This window comes from Kordiimonas laminariae (assembly GCF_023008165.1).
Lineage (GTDB): Bacteria > Pseudomonadota > Alphaproteobacteria > Sphingomonadales > Kordiimonadaceae > Kordiimonas > Kordiimonas laminariae.
On sequence record NZ_JAKQZA010000003.1, the window covers coordinates 117,600 to 136,027 of the forward strand.

Here is an 18,428-nt window from a genome sequence, read left to right on the forward strand (position 1 = left end):
GTTTGCTTTTGGTTTATATAGGTGAAATATAAATATTGCCTATATATTTTTGCGACTAGGCACATACACCAAGGCTTCGCCTGTCACCACCTTTTTGTCTTTTACGAAACAAGCAGTCTCGAATCTAACCCGGTTTTTGCCTTCAACGCATTCAAGTACACTTACTTCCGCTTTAACTGTGTCACCAAACTTGACGGGCGCCAAAAACTTGACTGACTGGCTCATGTAAATAGCCCCAGGACCAGGTAGTTTGGTCCCCAGCACCGCAGAAATAAAACTGCTACTAAGCGCCCCGTGAGCAATACGTTCTTTAAATTGGGTCCCCGCAGCATAATCTGCGTTCACATGCACGGGATTGTGATCTCCAGATACCACCGCGAACATATTCACCATTTCTTCGGTTACCAAATAGCTCATACTCTCGCGCATTCCTTCAGAAATATCTTCAAAAAAAATCTGTTCCATAAGTTCACCTACAAAAAAAATCAAATCAGCAGCGTCGTTAAAAACCTAAATACCTTCAGCACATATACAGTATTTGCAAATTTCTTTGCGAAATATTAGGGTTAATGATGAGAAGCAATTGAAAGATCATTATCTTTAGGTTAACCAATTCTTCAGAATGTCGGGGCTAATTTCCCGATATGGGAATAGTTCAGAGGATCTCTTTGGAGATACTCTTAGTGCAAATCATTATGTTGAGGAAATATCATGGCCGTTGATATGGGTATGCCGATCCTGATCGTCGACGACTACAAAACAATGCTCCGCATTGTACGTAATCTACTAAAACAACTTGGTTTCAATAATGTGGATGAAGCCACAGATGGCTCTATGGCGCTGGAGAAAGCCCGCGCTGGTAAATATGGCCTTATTATTTCTGACTGGAACATGGAGCCAATGACTGGTTACGAATTCCTGAAAGAAGTTCGTGCTGATACTCAGCTTAAAGATACACCATTCATCATGGTGACCGCAGAATCTAAAACTGACAACGTGATCGCTGCGAAAAAAGCTGGCGTGAACAACTATATTGTTAAGCCGTTTAACGCTGCGACACTAAAATCAAAAATGAATGCCGTTCTCGGAGATTTCTAAATGAGTGCCGAAGAGCTTCCGGATCAGATCAGGTTACTGGTCGATAGTCTGAGGAAGCAAAATACCGCAAACCTATCACTGACAGATGTTGCATCTGTCACAGAAGTATTGATGGGCACAATGCAGGTATTTTTCGCAAACATTGATACGTCTGTTTATCGGGAATGCCGGGCGCTCAGTGATTATATCAGCAACGCTCGTAAGGAAATTGCTTCCTTGCAGCCTTCTGATTTGGAAAGCGCCCGTATTCCGAGAGCAGGTCTGGAATTGGACGCCATTGTTCAATCTACAGAAGATGCTACGAACACCATCATGGAAGCTGCCGAAGAAATCATGGGTGCTGACACCAGTGATTCTGAAGCCTATCAAGCTGTTACCCAAGATGCTGTTATGCGAATTTTTGAGGCGTGTTCTTTCCAGGATATTACTGGACAGCGGATTTCCAAGGTTGTTGAAACGCTTTCTTATATTGAAAAACGTGTTCTGGAACTTCGTAGCCTTCTTGGTGTTACTGAAGATGATATCGACGTAGCCAATGAAGAACATCAAAAAGAACTTGATGAACGCGCTCTACTTTCAGGCCCTGCGCTTGAAGGTGAAGGGATCGATCAAAATCTGGTTGATCAACTTCTTGGCGATGACGATGCGACACCCGCAGCGGAAGCACCAGCTCCGGAACCTACTCCAGAGCCTGTTGCAGAAGCAGCGCCTCCGCCGCCTCCTAAGCCAAAAGCGCCCCCTCCACCTCCTGCACCGGAGCCACCCAAACCTGTTAATCCACGTCAGTTGGATTCAATGTTTGAAGAAGACTTCGATCCTGTAGCTGAATTAGCTGCAAAGGAAGCGGAAAAAGAAGAAGCCAAGAAAAAGGCCGAAGAGGAAGAAGCTAAAAAGGCAGCTGCCAAAAAAGAGGAAAAGAAGGAAGAGGACATTGATCTTCCCTCTGGTGAAGAAGTTAGCCAGGATGATATTGACGCGCTCTTTGGCTAAGGTTTACCAAGATAACTGTTGCATTACGGCGTGGGGAACAGCCTTTCCTGCGCCGAAAATTTTTCTAAACTGCACAACAGAAACCCTGCTATCCTCAGCCTGCCGCTCAAGCTCAGGGAATTCCATACGGTGAATACCGCCAGCAATAAATAACCCCTTATACCCAGCGGCCAGAGCACCAGCCATATCAGTTTGCAAACTATCACCAACCATTAATATACGGTTTTTAGGTGTATCAGCGGGCAAACCACATTCTTTAAGGCATGACTGCAGCGCATAAGCAGTGGGTTTACCAAACCAACGTACCTCCCCGCCTATTTCTTCATATAGATCAGCAACTGCACCTGCACACTGATAGAGCTTATCTCCTACATGCACGATACGGTCAGGGTTCGCACATAAAAGTGGTGTTTGTTTTTCTGCAGCAATCTTCAGCCAATTCCTGTGCTTTTTCACATCACTGTAATCCAGATCTGTTGCAAGAATAACATCAGCTTCATCAGGATGGTTCACCTCAACAACAGGCAATCCCTCTACCGTATTCCTGTCTCCTTCTGGCCCAAGGTGATAGAGTTTTTTTCCTCTAAAATTTGCCCGCACTTCATCTCGAGCCAGTCCACCTGACGTTACGACAAAGTCTGTTAAATCTTCAGATAGCCCCATAGAAATAAGATGATCTCTTACATGGAACCTCGGTCTTGGCGCATTTGATAGAAAAACCGTTTTAATTCCAGCAGCTCGAGCCTTCTGTATGGCTATTTCTGCAGATGGGTGCAGACTAATTCCATCATGCATTACCCCCCAAAGATCACAAATAATGAGATCAAGCTGATCGGAAAACTCTCGGATTCCTGAAATTAAATCAATGGAAAGACCACTGCTATTAGGCATAAAACTCTCTACAATTCCCGGCTTAATTCATGAGCAGAAGCTGGTTCGCCAAACAAATAACCTTGTGCAAATTCAATCTGTGCCTCAAGTGCCTGAAGCACCATATCTTCCGTTTCAACACGGCTGGCAACAAGCTGCATACCTCTGCGACGCAAAGATGACTTAAAGGCATCTACATCACCACGTTCCGGATGTGTTTCCATCAGTGCCGTTAAATCAGCCTTGATGAATTGGAAATTATACTTTTCAAGCTCAGTAAAGCTGTCGTCAAATTCTGTAACCATATCAAGGGAGAAACCAAATCCTCTCTGCCCGAGAATTTTCAAACGGTCCAGAACATCACCATCCAGCATTTTAAAATCCTGCTGGGCAATTTCAAATACCAAACGTCCTGAAAATTCCTCATTGCTCGTCATGAAATCAATGAACTGGGGGAAAAACTCGTCATCTTCCATGGAATGACGGGACATATTACAGAAGAAGCGCAGCTCGGGCTTTCTCTTACCCATCCGGCGAACAAGCTGAATAAGACGGAACAATAAGAGGTTATCGATAGTACCTATTAACCCTTTGCTTTCCGCAACTTTCATATATTGGCGTGGCAGTACAATACGACCATCTTCATCTCTCACGCGAGAGAAACATTCATAGTGTACTTTCTTTCGGCTTGGCAGGCTTACAAGCGGCTGTAAATACAAATCAATACGATTTTCAGAAAGCGATTCTTTCACCACTTTCAGAAGTTGGTCTTCACGTTTGATAAGACGGATAGGCGCCCTGCGTGGACCAACAGCAGCACGTGGTTCTGCAACTGATTTTCTTTCTTCATCATCGGATTTTTGATCAAGCGTTCCATCATCAATAACTGCAAGCGCCGCCTCTTCGGGTGTAAGCTCCAGCTCCTCGATCTCTTCTTCAGTGATCACTTCTGGTGTTTCTTCCTCCACCTGTTCAACGATCTCTTCTTCGTCTTCTTCTTTCATTGGCGGCAGGTGATCTACACTAAGTTCAAGCACTTCTTCTTCAGTGGGTTCAACAGTATCTTCGACAACTTCAACCGGCTTAAACCCGCGTTCCTGTGCCGTAACTTGAGAAAGGAGCGTTTGTAATACTTTAAGTTCAGATACTACCAGTTCATTCTGTTCTTCACCCATTCGGCTTCGGCTCACCATCTCTCGCCGCGCGCGTTCCAAATCCCTACGCAGAATTTTGACTGTGTCCTCAAGACTATCCAACCGATGTTTAGCATTTTTCTCTGAGCGGCTAACTACGAGCCAATTTTGTATCTGCCAAGCTCCGAAAAATATAAACATGCCAATATATCCGGCATGCGACATTGAAATACCCAAAGCACGTGGCAGAATAACCGTCGCTGCTACGCCGAGAATAAAATAAGAAATGAACAATAAGATTTGCGTTATTGGCGCCATAGAGCTTCCCGCCTGACAGTTACCCACTTCTTATAAACTGCCACAAAGAAGCAGTGTGGTTAAGCTATAATTCCGTTTCTTTAATCCTCCCCTTAACATGTCACAGAAACAGTGTCATCATAATGCCTTATAGTTTATCCAGTATCTGGAGCGATTTTAATAAGGGGACACTTCGTGAAAAAATTCATCCTGATCGTACTTCTGCTCATTATCGCCGGTGGCGCTTATGCCTACACACAATTAGGCACTATCGTAAAAACTGGTTTTGAAGTCGGCGGCCCTGACGTACTGAATGTTTCAGTAAATGTAGATGAAATCCAGATTTCTCCCTTATCTGGAGAAGTACAAGTCTCTGCTCTTGCACTTGGTCAGCCCAAAGGCTTTGGCGACGGTCCAATTGCAAAGGTCGGCAATTTCGAGATGAGGCTTGAGCCTGAAACACTGCTTACGAACCATATCATCATTGACGAAATTGTTATCAACGAGCCTCTCTTTGATATTCGTATGCTTGACGGAAAGATGAATATCAAAGCCCTTCAAGAAGGTTTAAACATTCCGGAAACAGACCCTGCTACAACCGAAACTGCTTCCTCTGAGGAAATCACGCTTACTATTCGCAGCATGAAAGTGACCTCTCCAAAAGTTCTTGCCCAGTCTGATGGTCTGTTATCAATAGATGAAGATATCAACTTAGCGGACTTTACCATTACAGATTTAGGTACTGATGAAAAAGGTTTGGCACCAGCAGAAATTGCCCGCCACGTGATGGATACGCTTCAGCCTCAAATCGCAAAAGCCCTTGTTGCCGCAGGGGCATCCAAGAAACTTCAAAATCTTGCAGACGATGCACGCGGCAAATTAGAAAAAGGTGTTGGTGGCCTTCTGAACAAACTAAAGAAAAAAAAGGATAATTAATGGATTGATTTCTAGACCAGACAGTCCATTATCTTGATATATCATCTAGGGAGATAACAATGTCACTTGAAAAAATCACAGAAGAAATGCGCAGCCGTGTAGGTGCACACTCACCAATTCAGAAAGTCATCAAATTTGATTTTGGTGATGACGGCATTGTACGTATTGATGGCGTTTCTTCACCAACCGTAATTGATAACGACGACACAGATGCCGACTGTACAGTGAAAGTTTCAATGGAAAACTTCATCCAGATTGCAGAAGGTAACCTAAACGCACAGATGGCTTTCATGACAGGCAAATTGCGTGTAGAAGGCGATATGAGCATTGCGATGCAGCTGGGATCCATTCTCGGCTAAAAAACCCGGCGGCTCACTGAGCCGCCTTTTTTGGTGAGTATATATGCTGGATAAAATCCGTTCTGCGCTTATTGGCGTTAGTCTTTTCGTTATTCTGGCCCTTGGTGGCCTTTATATGTATGTACAGATTAAAGGTGGCGATGGCCTTCTTGGAAACGAAGAAGGCTCTTTAGAACCAACAAACTTCAGTACACTGTCACATACAACCAGCGATGATGGCTTTCTTCTATGTTCACCAGACATCTGTCCAAATGCAGAAATTGATGAAATTCCAGAAACCTTCCAGTTATCTGCAGCAAAGCTGAGACAATTAGTTGCTGATTTCACCGACAATTATAGCAACATCAACACTCTGAGCTTTAACTTTGCCGCCAACCAGTTCGAATTCACAGAGAAACTACCAGGAAAACCATTCCCAACAGTAGTATCTGTGAAAATTATTGAAGTTACACCTTATTCAAGCCAACTGGTCATCTATGCTTATCGCCCTGTTGGTGACACATCTAAGGCACAAAATAGAGAGACTGTTGAACGTTGGCTTAGCTTAATGCAGGCCGACGCTGCTTCTTAAGAAGCATCCTCAATAGCTTGGGTATCAACACCAGGTAATGTTGGCGTTGATATCTGTACAAAACTGGAATTACCACCAGCCCTACCCTGAAGGCTTTCTCTAATCTGTGCCTGCGTTTCCCTGTAGCTATTAAGGGCATTCCCTATTCTGGTAGGGGCAACAAAAGGGGCCGTGGCTTCAGCTGTTCGGGTTTCAGCTAGTAAAAGCCCAGTACCCGTCGCCAGTAAACCACTACCAGCAGGCTCAAACTGAGCAGGTATTGCTTGCGGTGCGGTATTATCCTGTCCTGTTTCACTGGTCTCTGGGAAGCGGCTCGCAAAGGTATGAGCAACTGTTTGAGGGCGCAGAGAAGGGTTCGTACCTCGCACAGGAGTACGTTCAAACCTTGTAGGCTCAGTCACAACACGCGACTGGCTAGCAAAAGCTGCATCTGCCATATTGGCACCCGTAAATTTTCACCCACAGCTATTTTACCCTCAAGCTATACCTTTTGGCAACTTTTTGAGCAGAATGGGCCTAGCATGGGCGTTTTTCTTGTGCTAGGTCTCGCTGTTGAGCGAATGTGTAGCTGCTTCCTGGGGGAGGAGAGACACTCGAAATAAGATAAGAGTAAAAGAAAAGCGAATTTGTACAATGGATAACACCACACTCGCCATCTATATTCATGAACTCCGTAATCAGTGTCTTCATGCACAGGCGTCTTTCAACCTGTTCAACCAGTCTGTTCAAGCGGGTCAGGGTCAAGGCATTCTTTATTCAGCCCAAATGATTTTGATGCCAACAAGCCAGATTGCTTCTCTTTTATGGCCAACACGTGCTCGCGCACGTCACCGCGGTGAAGCACTACGTAAGGTTCTTCAGCTTGATGATAAGCACCCTCTCAATGACCGTCGCCTCTCGGAAGTATGGGAGCGCTCAGACGAGAAAACGGAAGAATGGATTGCCAATACAAAAGGTAAGCAGATCGCCTTCGACCTAGTAGGTGATCCAAAAGTACTTGGTGATGGCACCAGCACAGAAGAAACAATCTATCGCGGCTATAACCCAGACACCCGTATTTTCACATACCGTGGTGTTTCCTTTAACCTGCCAGCAGTTGCTAATGCACTGACAGATGTAGCAGGCCGCGTAAATGCTGTTTACCGCCAAATGTTCCCGGAACAAGCAAAGGCAGACGATGAAGCACGTGCACGTGCTGAAGAAGCGCAAAAACAAGCGATAGCTGAACAGCAAAAAGCAATGGAAGCTGCTGAAGCAGCAAAAACAGAAACTGAGCAACCAGCTGACAAGAAAAAAGCGCCTGCTAAAAAAGCAGCTCCAAAAAAGGCAGCTGAGAAAAAAGCGCCAGCGAAGAAAAAGGCTCCTGCTAAAAAGCCTGCAGCTAAAAAAGCAGCTCCAAAAAAGGCAGCCTCAAAATAGCCAGATTAATCTTCTATTCAGGGCAGATATGATATCTGCCTTGAATGAGTTTTAGCTACCTAGGTAACTGGTTTAGAAGAATAACGGATAGTATAATGAAGAACTGGATCGCTACATTTGTTATTGCAACAGCTATGAGCACATCAGCACTTTCAGCTGATTGCGGTGAACCACCAATGGACAGGCCAACTATTCCGGATGGGGCCACCGCAACTCAGGCATCTATTCGTGCAGCCCGAGATTCTGTAATTGCTTACTCTACAAAAGTTGATACCTACCTTCAGTGTATGGATAGGCGAGCAACAAATGTTGTCCCATATCTTACCAAAGATCAAAAGGTACGTTGGGATGAAGATCTGGCAAGCATCCATGAAAAACGCCGCGACCTTCAAACTAAAATGAATGAAGCAATTCGTGCTTACAGGAACGCTATTCGAAAGAAATAGACAGTTAATTATGCGATTAATTTAAAGGACCTTATGGGTCCTTTTTTTTGCTTCTAGATATACTCTCGCCCCAATTAGACTAAATAGTCTAATTTATTTGACTCTTCCCCCTGAGCGCCCCATCTTTCTTCACAAGAGGAAATAAAGGGAGAAAACCAGTGTTAGCAAAGCGCGCTGTGTATGACGAAGAACACCATATTTTCAGAGATGCGGTTCGAAAATTCTACGAAACAGAAGCAACTCCGCATGCAGAAGAATGGTCAAAGGCCGGGCAAGTGCCACGCACATTCTGGAACAGAGCTGGTGAAGCAGGCATTCTTTGCCCTCAATTACCTGAAGAATATGGCGGTGTCGGCGGTGATTACCGTTTGAACTGTATTATCAATGAAGAACAAGCCTATTGCCGGGCTGGAGGTGCAGCTTTAGCGGTACATTCAGATATTGTAGCACCTTATTTACTCGAATACGGATCCGATGATTTGAAAGAACGTATTCTGCCCAAAATGGCAACAGGGAAGATGGTAGGTGCTATCGCCATGACGGAACCAGGCACAGGCTCTGACTTACAAGGCATGAAAACCACCGCCAAGATGGACGGCAATCATTATGTTGTAAATGGTTCCAAGACTTTCATCTCCAACGGACAAAACTGTGATTTTGTGATTGTTGCCTGCAAAACAGATTCGAACGCTGGTGCACACGGAGTGAGCCTGATTGTTGTCGAAGCAGATCGCGAAGGGTTCCGTAGAGGGCGAAATCTGGATAAAATTGGTCAGCACTCATCTGATACATCAGAGTTGTTTTTTGATGAAGTACGTGTACCTGCTACTAACCTTATTGGTCAGGAAAACGCAGGCTTTATGTACCTTATGCAGCAACTGCCACAAGAACGGCTATCTATTGCTGTTATCGCAATGGCTGGGGCACAGCGCGCTTTTGATATTACCTTGGACTATGTAAAACAACGTGAAGCTTTTGGTAAGCCGATCATGGCATTCCAGAACACCCGCTTTAAAATGGCCGAAATGAAAACTGAGCTGGAAGTGGGCTGGGCCTTCCTGGACCAGTGCTTGAGCCGCCATATAAAAGGGGAACTGGATGCGCAAGGTGGCGCGATGTCCAAACTTTGGACTACAGAAATGCAAGGCCGCGTGGTAGACCAGTGTCTCCAGCTTCATGGTGGATATGGCTTTATGTCTGAATATGAAATCGCACATCATTTCACTGATTCCCGTGTACAGCGTATTTACGGCGGTACATCTGAAATCATGAAAGAACTGATTGGAAGGACACTGTAAGGCTTTTTGTCTCAGATATTTGCGTGACGTCCTTCTTCATGCTAGAGGGGCGTCATATTCTAAATTGATGAGGCATTTAAAATGGCACTTCAAAAAGTAACTCTACAGGCAAAACTTAAGCGCGGTACTTTTTACTGGGTTGCTGAAGTTGAAGCCGCTTCTGAGGAAGAAGCCGTAGTTGCTGCAGAAAATCTATTCCTTGCGGAAATGGAAAATGCACACGAATGGGAATTCAGCGACTATAACGTAGAAAACGCATAAGTTTGAAAAAGCTGCCATCCCTATGATTGGCAGCTTTTTTGTTGTGCATCTTTACCTGCTGTCCAGCGCTCCAGCGCATTAATAGAAACATCCATACGCTTTTCTTGAGCATCACTTTCCCGGAAAAACCAAAAACGGTCTTCATACGCATTAGGCCTGATAACATCGCGGATCATAACCTTGGTTTCGCATGGCCCTAACGGTTCAAGTTCTACGCTCCACCAGCGTATCTCATGGTCCGCTTCCTGACGGGTTTTAAAAACACGTTCTTGCAACAGTTCGGTTGTTTCTTCCCATGCACGCCAACGACGGTATACTCGCTGCCAATAAAGCATTCTAGAACGCCCCTCCTCTATAGAAAGTCCATTCACCAGTGTCAGTTCACCCTGCCAGCGCACTCTATTTTCGTTATCTGAAACAAACTGCCAAACCTCTGAAACGGGAGCATTAATTACCCGTTCCCGCTTAAACTCAAAAGCACCGTCATATACCACGTAGCCATGGTAAAAAACGCTCACAACAAGTGCTGTGATAAACGCAGCCACGCCTTTATGGTAAAGATTCCAGTCCTTAAATCTGTCGCGATACTTACGAGCCATACTTCCTGCCTTTTATCTTGCCTCTACCTGCTTGACGTCTACTTCATTAGCTAGCAGTGTGTCGCTGGGAGAGGAACTAATAGCGTATACTATAACATTTATCGCTTGAATAGAGGGGAGCAACAAATGCCAATCACACTTATTTCAGCAAGCCTTATCGGCCTGCTACTCATCTACCTATCTTGGGGTGTAGTAAAAGAACGCCAACGCACTAAAGTCAGCATCGGAGATGGTGGCGATGACCGACTACACCATGCGATCCGCGCGCATTCCAATTTAATAGAATATGCCCCGATAACCCTCATTCTTTTTGGCTTATTGGAATCAAACGGAGCGAATCACTGGCTAATGCTTGCTTTTGCAACATTTTTTGTTGTTGGTCGTTATATGCATGGTGTTACTTTTGGAAAATTTGAAGGTCGCAACCCATTTCGTTTTTATGGTACACTATTCACATGGCTAACAATTTTATTTGCCTCAATTACCGGTGTCTTAATGGCATTGCACGTTATCTAAACATTATTAAGGCGGCCTAACGGTCGCCTTTCATTTGCTCTGTTACAGGCAGAATCAACAAGTTCGCAAACCAATCCCGGAAGCCTGTTTTGGCTTCTACCTCAGAAAGTCCCAGCTGCTCTTTCAAAAAATCTCCCGCGATTCCATCACCAACTGCTGTAAGCGCGGATAACATCACTGTATAACGCGCTCTCTGCCGAGCAACTTTCCAGCCTTCTTCACTATCATCGCCGTTTTCGGAGATAACGAAAGCTGCAATCTCTTCGACAAGACGATCAAATAGCTTGCGCATTCTTCCGTCTTCATCCTTTGGCAAGTTCCCTTTCAACATCATCCAGGCTAGAAGCCGCGCGTGCCCACCATCAGACAACGTTTCAAATACATTCATCAAAATCGTATTTTCAGTTACCTGATCTTTACGGGTTTTATAAATGGCAAGGATATCTTCCAGAAGACGTGCGGCCATACTCTCAATAAGTGCTGCTCTTACCCCCTCTGCGCTGCCAAAATGGTGAAGAACCGTGGAATGGGCAACTCCCGCAACACCGGCCACTTCTTTTACCTGCAATCCTTCAGGACCTGCATCCTGCAGTCTTTCTTTGGCAGCATTCAGGATCAGAGCCTTTGCTTCTTCAGGTGTTCGACGGATACGTTTCTTCACAGTAGCCATAAATTCTATCTCTAAACTTTTTCACTATTGACATTTTTGTCGATAGTGTTATTTTTATCCTTAAGGTTAAGCATACGCGAGGAAGCAGAAGCATGTCGAGCCATACGGAAGAAATCAAATATACTCCGCAACCACGTCGCTGGGGCGATGCATGGCGTGCGCTTAAGCAGTTGATGGAAACACCAGAAGATACCACGCAAGTTTTCAAGATCATGAAAGCGCTGGCAGGCAATTCCCTGTTCAATGAATTCAAACGCTTCCGCAAAACAGATTTCGGCGCAAAAGTGTTAGAAGAACGAATCAATCTTTTTGATACACTTACCAACCGCGATTATCTATCCAAGCTTCCAGAAGGCACTCTTGGTAAAACATACTATGATTTCTGCCAGCGCGAAGGCATTTCTCCTGAAGGCCTTATTGAAGCCAGCGCGGAGGAGTATGAAGGTTTTGAAGATAAAAACCTCGAGTTTTATGCAAACCGCACGCGTGAAAGTCATGATCTTTGGCATGTGGTAAGCGGTTATGGTCGTGATGGGCTTGGTGAAGTATGCGTTGTTGCCTTCTCTTATGCACAGACCAAAAGCTTAGGCTTTGCGGCCATTGCGGTTATGGGCGCTCACAAGTTTAAAAGCGATTTTCAGGACGCAAATATCTGGAGCACTATGTGGCAGGCCTATATGAACGGCCGCAAGGCTGCATGGTTGCCGGGCGTAAATTGGGAAGCCCTTATGGATAAACCACTTGAAGAAGTTAGGGAATTTCTGAACATCAGGACACCCCAGAAATACCAAAAACTGGATCATGTGATTGCTGGCACCCGACCAGAGGTATTAGCGACACAAGCATAAAGACAAAAGGAAAAAGCCCCACCATTTGGCGGGGCTTTTCTTTTACTTCATTGCGAATGCTGAGGCACAGGCATCCAGTATTGCTTCTGTACCAATTCGGTACTCTTCATAGAGCTGGTTAATATCACCTGATTGACCAAAACGATCGATACCGAGTGGCATCACTCGGTGACCACGCACAGCGCCCAACCAACTCAGCGTTGCTGGCACTCCATCTATCACCGTTACCAGCTTCGCATTGGGTGAAAGCCGACTGAGAAGTGCATCAATATGCGACTGAACAACAACACTCTCTTTGCCAAGTGCCGCAACGCTCGATGACCATTCTTTATGAATCAAATCAGGTGACGGAACAGCTAACAAGCCCGCGCCAGGAATATCTTCGAGAACCTCTTGAAGCGCTTCATTTGCTTCTAGCGCTACAGCACCGGTATAAATAATGGCAAACTCAGCACCCTCTTCTGGTGCATGTTCCCAATATGCACCCTTGAGCATATCAGCAATCCACGCATCACCATCACGCTCAGGTTGCTCAAGCGGCCGTGTGGACAGACGAAGATAAACACTATCTCCCTCAGGCTTTTGCATATGCTCAAAGCCCCACTGCATAATATGACGGAGTTCATCATTGTAAGCTGGCTCGAAATACACAAGTTTATCCTGTGCCATACCAATGACCGGCGTATGAATACTCTGGTGCGCACCGCCTTCTGGTGCCAACGTTACACCAGATGGTGTAGCAACCAGCATAAAACGGGCGTCTTGATAGCAGGCATAATTAAGTGCATCGAGACCACGGTTAATAAACGGATCATAAAGCGTACCAACTGGGATCAGACGTTCGCCAAACAAGCTGCCAGAAAGCCCCATAGCCGCGAGTGCGAGGAACAGATTATTTTCCGCGATACCAAGTTCAAGATGCTGACCGCCTTTGTGGCTACGCCAGATTTGCGGGCTCATCACCTTCTCGCTTTTGAAGGTATCTTCCTGCCCTTCTCTACCGTAAATACCGCGCTGGTTTACCCAACCACCAAGGTTGGTAGAAACCGTTACATCCGGGCTGGTGGTAATAATATTATCTGCTATGGCATCTGATGATTTCGCCATAGCGTTCATGATTTTACCAAAACCAACCTGTGTTGACTGTTTACTTGAACCCAGATCCATCAACTCAGGGACAGGAAGCACCGCTGCGTCATAACGGCGGTGTTCAGGTGTATTAAAGGGTACATTTGAAAGGTAATCCTGAAGCGCTTCTGCTTCATCATCCATACCTGCAAACTTATCCCATTCTTGCCCTTCTGGCACACCCATCAATTTACGAAGCTCTTCCATCTGGGTTGGGTTCATCAGGCCTGCATGGTTGTCTTTATGGCCCTGAAATGGCAGACCATAACCTTTCACAGTATAACAAATGAAACAGTGCGGTTGATCGCTATCAATGCTACGGAAGGTCTCTAAAAGCAGCTCCATATCATGACCACCAAGGTTGGTCATTAATGCCTGAAGGTCCTCATCATCATAGCTTTCAAGCAAAGCTGTCACACTTCGTTTGGAACCGATATCTGCAAGTAAGCGTTCACGCCATGCAGCACCGCCCTTGTAGGTAAGTGCGCTGTAGAGATCATTCGGGCATTCATCAATCCATTCTTGAAGAGCGATACCACCCGGCTTTTTAAACGCAGCCTGTTGCATCTTTCCGTATTTAAGATTGATAACTTTCCAACCCGTCGTTTCAAAGATATCAGTGAAACGGGTAAACATTCGGTCACTAGTAATGGCATCTAGGCTCTGACGGTTATAATCAATAATCCACCAGCAATTACGGAGATTGTGCTTATAACCTTCAATGAGAGCTTCATAAATGTTACCCTCATCAAGCTCCGCATCTCCCATCAGCGCGATCATACGGCCCGCTTTTTCTTCGTCCATCACACCTTTATCAATGAGATGATCCTGAACGAGGGAAGCGAAAGCTGTTACCGCAACACCAAGACCAACCGATCCTGTTGAAAAATCAACATCATCTTTATCTTTGGTACGACTTGGATAGGATTGAGCGCCACCAATTGAACGGAATCGTTCAAGTTGATCACGAGTTTGCTTGCCAAACAAATACTGAATGGCGTGGAAAACCGGGCTCGCATGCGGCTTCACAGCAACTCTATCCTCAGGCTTAAGCACACCAAAGTAGAGGGCGCTCAAAATAGTTGCTAGTGATGCAGATGATGCTTGGTGTCCACCCACTTTTAGCCCATCAGCCGATGGTCGAATATTGTTGGCATTATGGATTGTCCAGGAAGCAAGCCACTGAACGCGATCATAAAGCTTATTAATAGTTTCCACTTCTGCTGCAGAAACCAACGAATTCTCTGATGAAACCTTTGGGGCAGTTTCGCGGGTCGTGGCTTTAGCCATGCTTTTTATCCCTCTTATTATAGGGCGTTCTTGACGCCATTCTTCATCTGTCACATAAGGGCCTCGTGCACAGAAGTCTAGTAAAGAAGTCGCATACTAGATCTGCATTTGGCTGCCACCACGATAAGAGAAAGGAGCTGTGGTTTGAATAATATCGACCTACACACCACACCTTTTGTCTTGTTGGATGATAGTCAGGTTTCTCACGTGGCTGGCAACAGTTACCTATTTCACAACCCCGAATATATTATTCAGGCAAAAAGTTTTGAAGATATTCCAAGGGCGCTTACTGCAATTGATGAAGCAGTAGAGGCAGGTTTTTATACAGCCGGGTGGATCAGTTACGAAGTTGGTTACTATTTTGAAAAGCGATTACACCATCTTCTGTCCCGGTCAGCTGAAGAACCACTCATCTGGATGATGGTCACCACCCACCGCGAAGCACTTACACCAAATCAGGTGGAAACACTTCTTCACACGTCGCGTCGTGGCAATAAAAAAACCTTTAGTACTAAATTCAAAAAACCTGATTTGGCCGAAGCAGAATATAATAAAGCAATCGCCAACATCCATGAATTTATTGAAGCGGGCGACGTTTATCAGATAAACTTTACCTTCCCACTCCCTGTTGAGATAAAAGGCTGCAGGTTAGAGCTATATAATGAGCTAAGGAAAAACCAACCCGTATCATTCGGTGCTTATATTAATACTGGTGAAACAGAGGTCCTATCTTTTTCTCCCGAACTATTTTTAGAACGCAAAGATAATCAGCTAAAGTCTAAACCAATGAAAGGCACCGCCGCCCGCGGAAAAGACATCGAAGAAGATGCATTGATTGAACAGTTCTTAGTGAATGACGATAAGTCCAGAGCTGAAAACCTAATGATTGTAGATTTGATCAGGAACGACCTCAGCCGCATTGCCAAACCAGGTTCTGTTCAGGTACCTAAACTCTTTGAAACAGAAAAATACAACACACTGTTTCAAATGACGTCGACTGTAACAGCCGCCGCAATAAAAGACTTAACGCCTACGCAGGCTCTGGCAGCTATGTTTCCTTGCGGTTCTGTAACTGGCGCCCCAAAGGTACGGGCTATGGAAATCATTGCTGAGCTGGAACCTCAAGCACGCGGTGTCTACTGTGGTACAATTGGATACTTCCACAGCAAAAACTGGTCTCTGAATGTACCCATTCGTACACTTGTAAGGAACGATAATCTAAAAGGTCGCTTAAGTGTTGGTAGTGGGATAGTGGCCGATAGCAACCCAAAAGGCGAATATCAGGAATGCCTCCTAAAGGCCCGCTTTACCGAACGGACTGTCAACGAGTTTGCCCTTATCGAATCTCTCCTTGTTGAAGAGAACGAATGCAAGAATCTAGATCTGCACATGAAACGAATGAAAAGCAGCGCTGATTACTTCAATTTTACATTTCCAAAATCAGAAATAGAAAATGCGCTCAGGGACCATGCCTCGATACTGAGCAAAAAGCACAAGTTGCGACTGCTTTTAAACAAGACAGGCACATACAGCATCACCAGCGACCAGCTTTCAGAACCTATTCAGAGACATGGGAAAATAAAGCTATCACAGAAACGAACTGATTCGACCGATGTTTTCCTACGACACAAAACAACGAATCGTTCGCTATATAATGAAGAGTTCAAGCATGCTGTCGCCGAGGGGTATCAGGATATTCTCTTCGTTAACCAACATGGTTTTATCACCGAAGGTGCAATCAGCAATATTTTCGCGGAGATTGACGGGAATCTATATACTCCACCACTTTCAGATGGCGTTTTACCAGGAATTCACAGAGCCTCAATGCTGGAAAACAATCTGGCAATTGTTCGTTCTTTGACCTTGAGTGATCTACAAAAGGCAGAAGCCTTATATATAGGGAACGCTATCAGAGGCCTCCGCAAGATCACCATCTCGGATTTGTAAAAACGAATCAAATTTAAACATCTGATCAATTACTCAGAAACTACCCCTCTTTACGGCAAAAAATAGAGGTATCTGTTAACTGCTTTTTTAGAGAATGTTGCTAGCTTCCTCAGCGGGTAATCAGAACGCCTAATGTTTATAGTAATTTGTGAGGTTCAACTGAATGCATTCATCTAATTCTCCTTCCTCCCTCCCTCAATCTGGAATAGATAATAGTTCCATTTCCAGTCACAGCCGATCATTAGCAACTAAGCTTTCAGGTCATATGGGGCTGGAGAATGCAATACGTGTAAGCAAAGAGAATCAGTGGCACGGCGTGCTTGCAGCACTGCTGGAACTAAAAGCACGTTAAAGTCGGACTACGTAAGGTAAAATAAACGTTAGTTATCATTTCTCGTCTTCAAGCAACAAAAATCAACCTCTAAAAAAAATGCTACCTTTAAATGCACTTATATATTGACCTTTTCAGATAATGTAATATTATCACATATACATAACGGTCTATATTTCAGCTGTTTTTAGGTGCAAAATTAAACAGATATGTGCCTAGAAACACGAAAAGTGAAATTTTTGCTTGGAATCGTGAAAGATTCTTGGATGATAGGCCCCGAGCCGGACCACCCGTCTCAACCCCGACCTGTTCGTGAAAACGGATAAGGTCATTTAAAAAGATCATCCGTGCTTAAGTATAAAAGCTCAAAGGATGGCAGAGCGGAACAAAGTAATTTGTTGAGTGGTCGGCACAATTGGGAGAGGTCGGGAAACCTTTTAAATGGAACTGCCAGTGATCTGATGAACACGTTTTGTCAGAGAGGTACGGCAGACATACTCCCAGTTTGTTAGGGTAAAGGTTTGAGTAGCATTAAATGCTCTTGAATTTTTGCAAGGTTTAATCCGCCTCAGGGTTACCTCTGGTTATTCGTTTAACCGGATTAAAGGTATCCAAGAGGCTTTATAAAACCCATGTGGGCAGAAAATGGATAAGGCTAAAGTGAAACGGATAGCTGTCTCTACAGCCGCAGTCGCCGCGATCCTTCTAGGAGCAACTGCTGCTAATGCACAGGAAGCTCAAGTGAAGTCGATCGTTGACGAAGTAAACGCGGCTAACCAAATCGCACAAGCTTCTCAACAGAAGATCGATGGTATCAACGACGCAACAGAAAAACTTTTTGTAGATTACAAAAGTGTTCTCAAGACAAATGCTGGCCTGCGTGCATATAACGCTCAGCAGCGTCGTGTGATTTCTCGTCAAGAAGAAGAAATCGGGAAGCTAAAAGAATCTATCGGTCAGATCGATGAGATTAAACGTCAGATCACTCCTCTGATGCTTGATATGATCGAAGACCTTAACGAATTCGTTCAAGCGGACATCCCGTTCCTGCTTGCAGAACGTGAAGAGCGTATCGCTTCCCTACGTGAAGCTATGGATAACCCGAACGTAAGTGATCCTGAGCGTTTCCGTGTTGTACTAGAAGCGTATAAAGCTGAAGTTCAATATGGTCGTACATATTTCGCGTATGAAGATACACTTCCAGATGGTCGTAGCGTGAACTTTGTTCGTCTTGGTCGTGTAGGTTTTTACTACCAGACTAAAGACACAACAGAGACAGCTGCCTGGAATTCTGAGACAAAATCTTGGGACCTTCTAGGTGCAGATTTCACGACACCAGTTCGCCAGCTTATTCGTATGGCTCTACGCCGTACACAGACTGACGTAACTGTGCTTCCTATCTCAGCACCGAAGTAAGTAGG

The 18,428-nt window shown here is 44.9% G+C and carries 20 protein-coding genes; 13 read left to right on the top strand and 7 right to left on the bottom strand.

Annotation, left to right across the window (positions count from 1 at the left end; translation table 11 throughout):
- Positions 1–39: 39 nt before the first annotated feature.
- Entirely contained in the window at positions 40–465 is a 426-nt protein-coding gene (locus MF542_RS06490) for a MaoC family dehydratase (protein WP_247017187.1), read from the bottom strand.
- Positions 466–711: 246 nt separating this feature from the next.
- On the opposite strand from MF542_RS06490, the gene MF542_RS06495 reads away from it, so the two are divergent.
- Together MF542_RS06495 and MF542_RS06500 are read left to right on the top strand one after the other, a co-directional pair.
- A complete protein-coding gene (locus MF542_RS06495) occupies positions 712–1,098 on the top strand; it encodes a response regulator (protein WP_247017189.1) in 387 nt (128 codons plus the stop codon).
- Positions 1,099–2,088, top strand: a complete 990-nt coding sequence (locus tag MF542_RS06500; RefSeq protein WP_247017191.1) for a protein phosphatase CheZ — start codon at positions 1,099–1,101, stop codon at positions 2,086–2,088.
- Positions 2,089–2,091: 3 nt separating this feature from the next.
- On the opposite strand, the gene MF542_RS06505 is transcribed toward MF542_RS06500, so the two are convergent.
- Both MF542_RS06505 and MF542_RS06510 read right to left on the bottom strand, forming a co-directional pair.
- The gene (locus MF542_RS06505; protein WP_247017193.1) at positions 2,092–2,979 is read right to left on the bottom strand and encodes a TIGR01459 family HAD-type hydrolase; all 888 of its coding nucleotides are present in this window, start codon (positions 2,977–2,979) and stop codon (positions 2,092–2,094) included.
- A gap of 8 nt (positions 2,980–2,987) precedes the next feature.
- The gene (locus MF542_RS06510; RefSeq protein WP_247017195.1) at positions 2,988–4,409 is read right to left on the bottom strand and encodes an EAL domain-containing protein; all 1,422 of its coding nucleotides are present in this window, start codon (positions 4,407–4,409) and stop codon (positions 2,988–2,990) included.
- Positions 4,410–4,583: 174 nt separating this feature from the next.
- On the opposite strand from MF542_RS06510, the gene MF542_RS06515 reads away from it, so the two are divergent.
- The 3 genes from MF542_RS06515 to MF542_RS06525 are packed head-to-tail and all read left to right on the top strand — an operon-like array spanning position 4,584 to position 6,254.
- The gene (locus tag MF542_RS06515) at positions 4,584–5,324 is read left to right on the top strand and encodes a DUF748 domain-containing protein (protein ID WP_247017197.1); all 741 of its coding nucleotides are present in this window, start codon (positions 4,584–4,586) and stop codon (positions 5,322–5,324) included.
- 59 nt (positions 5,325–5,383) lie between these two features.
- Positions 5,384–5,683 carry an SCP2 sterol-binding domain-containing protein gene (locus MF542_RS06520; protein WP_247017199.1) on the top strand — a complete coding sequence of 100 codons (300 nt, stop codon included), beginning with the start codon at positions 5,384–5,386 and terminating at the stop codon, positions 5,681–5,683.
- 43 nt (positions 5,684–5,726) lie between these two features.
- Positions 5,727–6,254, top strand: a complete 528-nt coding sequence (locus MF542_RS06525) for a hypothetical protein (protein ID WP_247017201.1) — start codon at positions 5,727–5,729, stop codon at positions 6,252–6,254.
- Here the strand turns inward: MF542_RS06525 and MF542_RS06530 are convergent.
- Positions 6,251–6,691, bottom strand: coding sequence for a hypothetical protein (locus MF542_RS06530; protein WP_247017203.1), 441 nt, complete (start codon positions 6,689–6,691; stop codon positions 6,251–6,253). The two genes, MF542_RS06525 and MF542_RS06530, sit on opposite strands and share 4 nt — an antisense overlap.
- 196 nt (positions 6,692–6,887) lie before the next feature.
- Here MF542_RS06530 and MF542_RS06535 point away from each other — a divergent pair, with 196 nt between their 5' ends.
- The 4 genes from MF542_RS06535 (at position 6,888) to MF542_RS06550 (ending at position 9,678) form a co-directional block, all read left to right on the top strand.
- Entirely contained in the window at positions 6,888–7,673 is a 786-nt protein-coding gene (locus tag MF542_RS06535; RefSeq protein ID WP_247017205.1) for a hypothetical protein, read from the top strand.
- Positions 7,674–7,768: 95 nt separating this feature from the next.
- Positions 7,769–8,119 (top strand): hypothetical protein, encoded by a 351-nt coding sequence (locus tag MF542_RS06540; RefSeq protein ID WP_247017207.1) that lies wholly within the window; start codon positions 7,769–7,771, stop codon positions 8,117–8,119.
- Between the two features lie 158 nt (positions 8,120–8,277).
- Positions 8,278–9,417, top strand: coding sequence for an acyl-CoA dehydrogenase family protein (locus MF542_RS06545; RefSeq protein WP_247017209.1), 1,140 nt, complete (start codon positions 8,278–8,280; stop codon positions 9,415–9,417).
- A gap of 81 nt (positions 9,418–9,498) precedes the next feature.
- Positions 9,499–9,678, top strand: coding sequence for a hypothetical protein (locus MF542_RS06550; protein WP_247017211.1), 180 nt, complete (start codon positions 9,499–9,501; stop codon positions 9,676–9,678).
- A gap of 20 nt (positions 9,679–9,698) precedes the next feature.
- Here MF542_RS06550 and MF542_RS06555 read toward each other — a convergent pair whose 3' ends face one another.
- A complete protein-coding gene (locus MF542_RS06555; RefSeq protein ID WP_247017213.1) occupies positions 9,699–10,277 on the bottom strand; it encodes an SRPBCC family protein in 579 nt (192 codons plus the stop codon).
- Positions 10,278–10,403: 126 nt separating this feature from the next.
- Here MF542_RS06555 and MF542_RS06560 point away from each other — a divergent pair, with 126 nt between their 5' ends.
- Positions 10,404–10,793: an MAPEG family protein gene (locus tag MF542_RS06560; protein ID WP_247017215.1), complete on the top strand. Its 390-nt coding sequence runs from the start codon at positions 10,404–10,406 to the stop codon at positions 10,791–10,793.
- Between the two features lie 16 nt (positions 10,794–10,809).
- On the opposite strand, the gene MF542_RS06565 is transcribed toward MF542_RS06560, so the two are convergent.
- A complete protein-coding gene (locus tag MF542_RS06565; protein WP_247017217.1) occupies positions 10,810–11,463 on the bottom strand; it encodes a TetR/AcrR family transcriptional regulator in 654 nt (217 codons plus the stop codon).
- A gap of 92 nt (positions 11,464–11,555) precedes the next feature.
- Between MF542_RS06565 and MF542_RS06570 the strand changes: the two genes are divergently transcribed.
- Positions 11,556–12,311 carry a ubiquinone biosynthesis protein COQ4 gene (locus tag MF542_RS06570; protein ID WP_247017219.1) on the top strand — a complete coding sequence of 252 codons (756 nt, stop codon included), beginning with the start codon at positions 11,556–11,558 and terminating at the stop codon, positions 12,309–12,311.
- Between the two features lie 42 nt (positions 12,312–12,353).
- Here MF542_RS06570 and MF542_RS06575 read toward each other — a convergent pair whose 3' ends face one another.
- Complete coding sequence (locus tag MF542_RS06575; RefSeq protein WP_247017221.1) at positions 12,354–14,729, bottom strand: hypothetical protein; 2,376 nt, start codon at positions 14,727–14,729, stop codon at positions 12,354–12,356.
- 144 nt (positions 14,730–14,873) lie between these two features.
- Between MF542_RS06575 and pabB the strand changes: the two genes are divergently transcribed.
- The gene (gene pabB, locus MF542_RS06580; RefSeq protein ID WP_247017223.1) at positions 14,874–16,676 is read left to right on the top strand and encodes an aminodeoxychorismate synthase component I; all 1,803 of its coding nucleotides are present in this window, start codon (positions 14,874–14,876) and stop codon (positions 16,674–16,676) included.
- 976 nt (positions 16,677–17,652) lie between these two features.
- A complete protein-coding gene (locus MF542_RS06585) occupies positions 17,653–18,423 on the top strand; it encodes a DUF3450 domain-containing protein (protein WP_247017225.1) in 771 nt (256 codons plus the stop codon).
- Positions 18,424–18,428 lie beyond the last annotated feature (5 nt).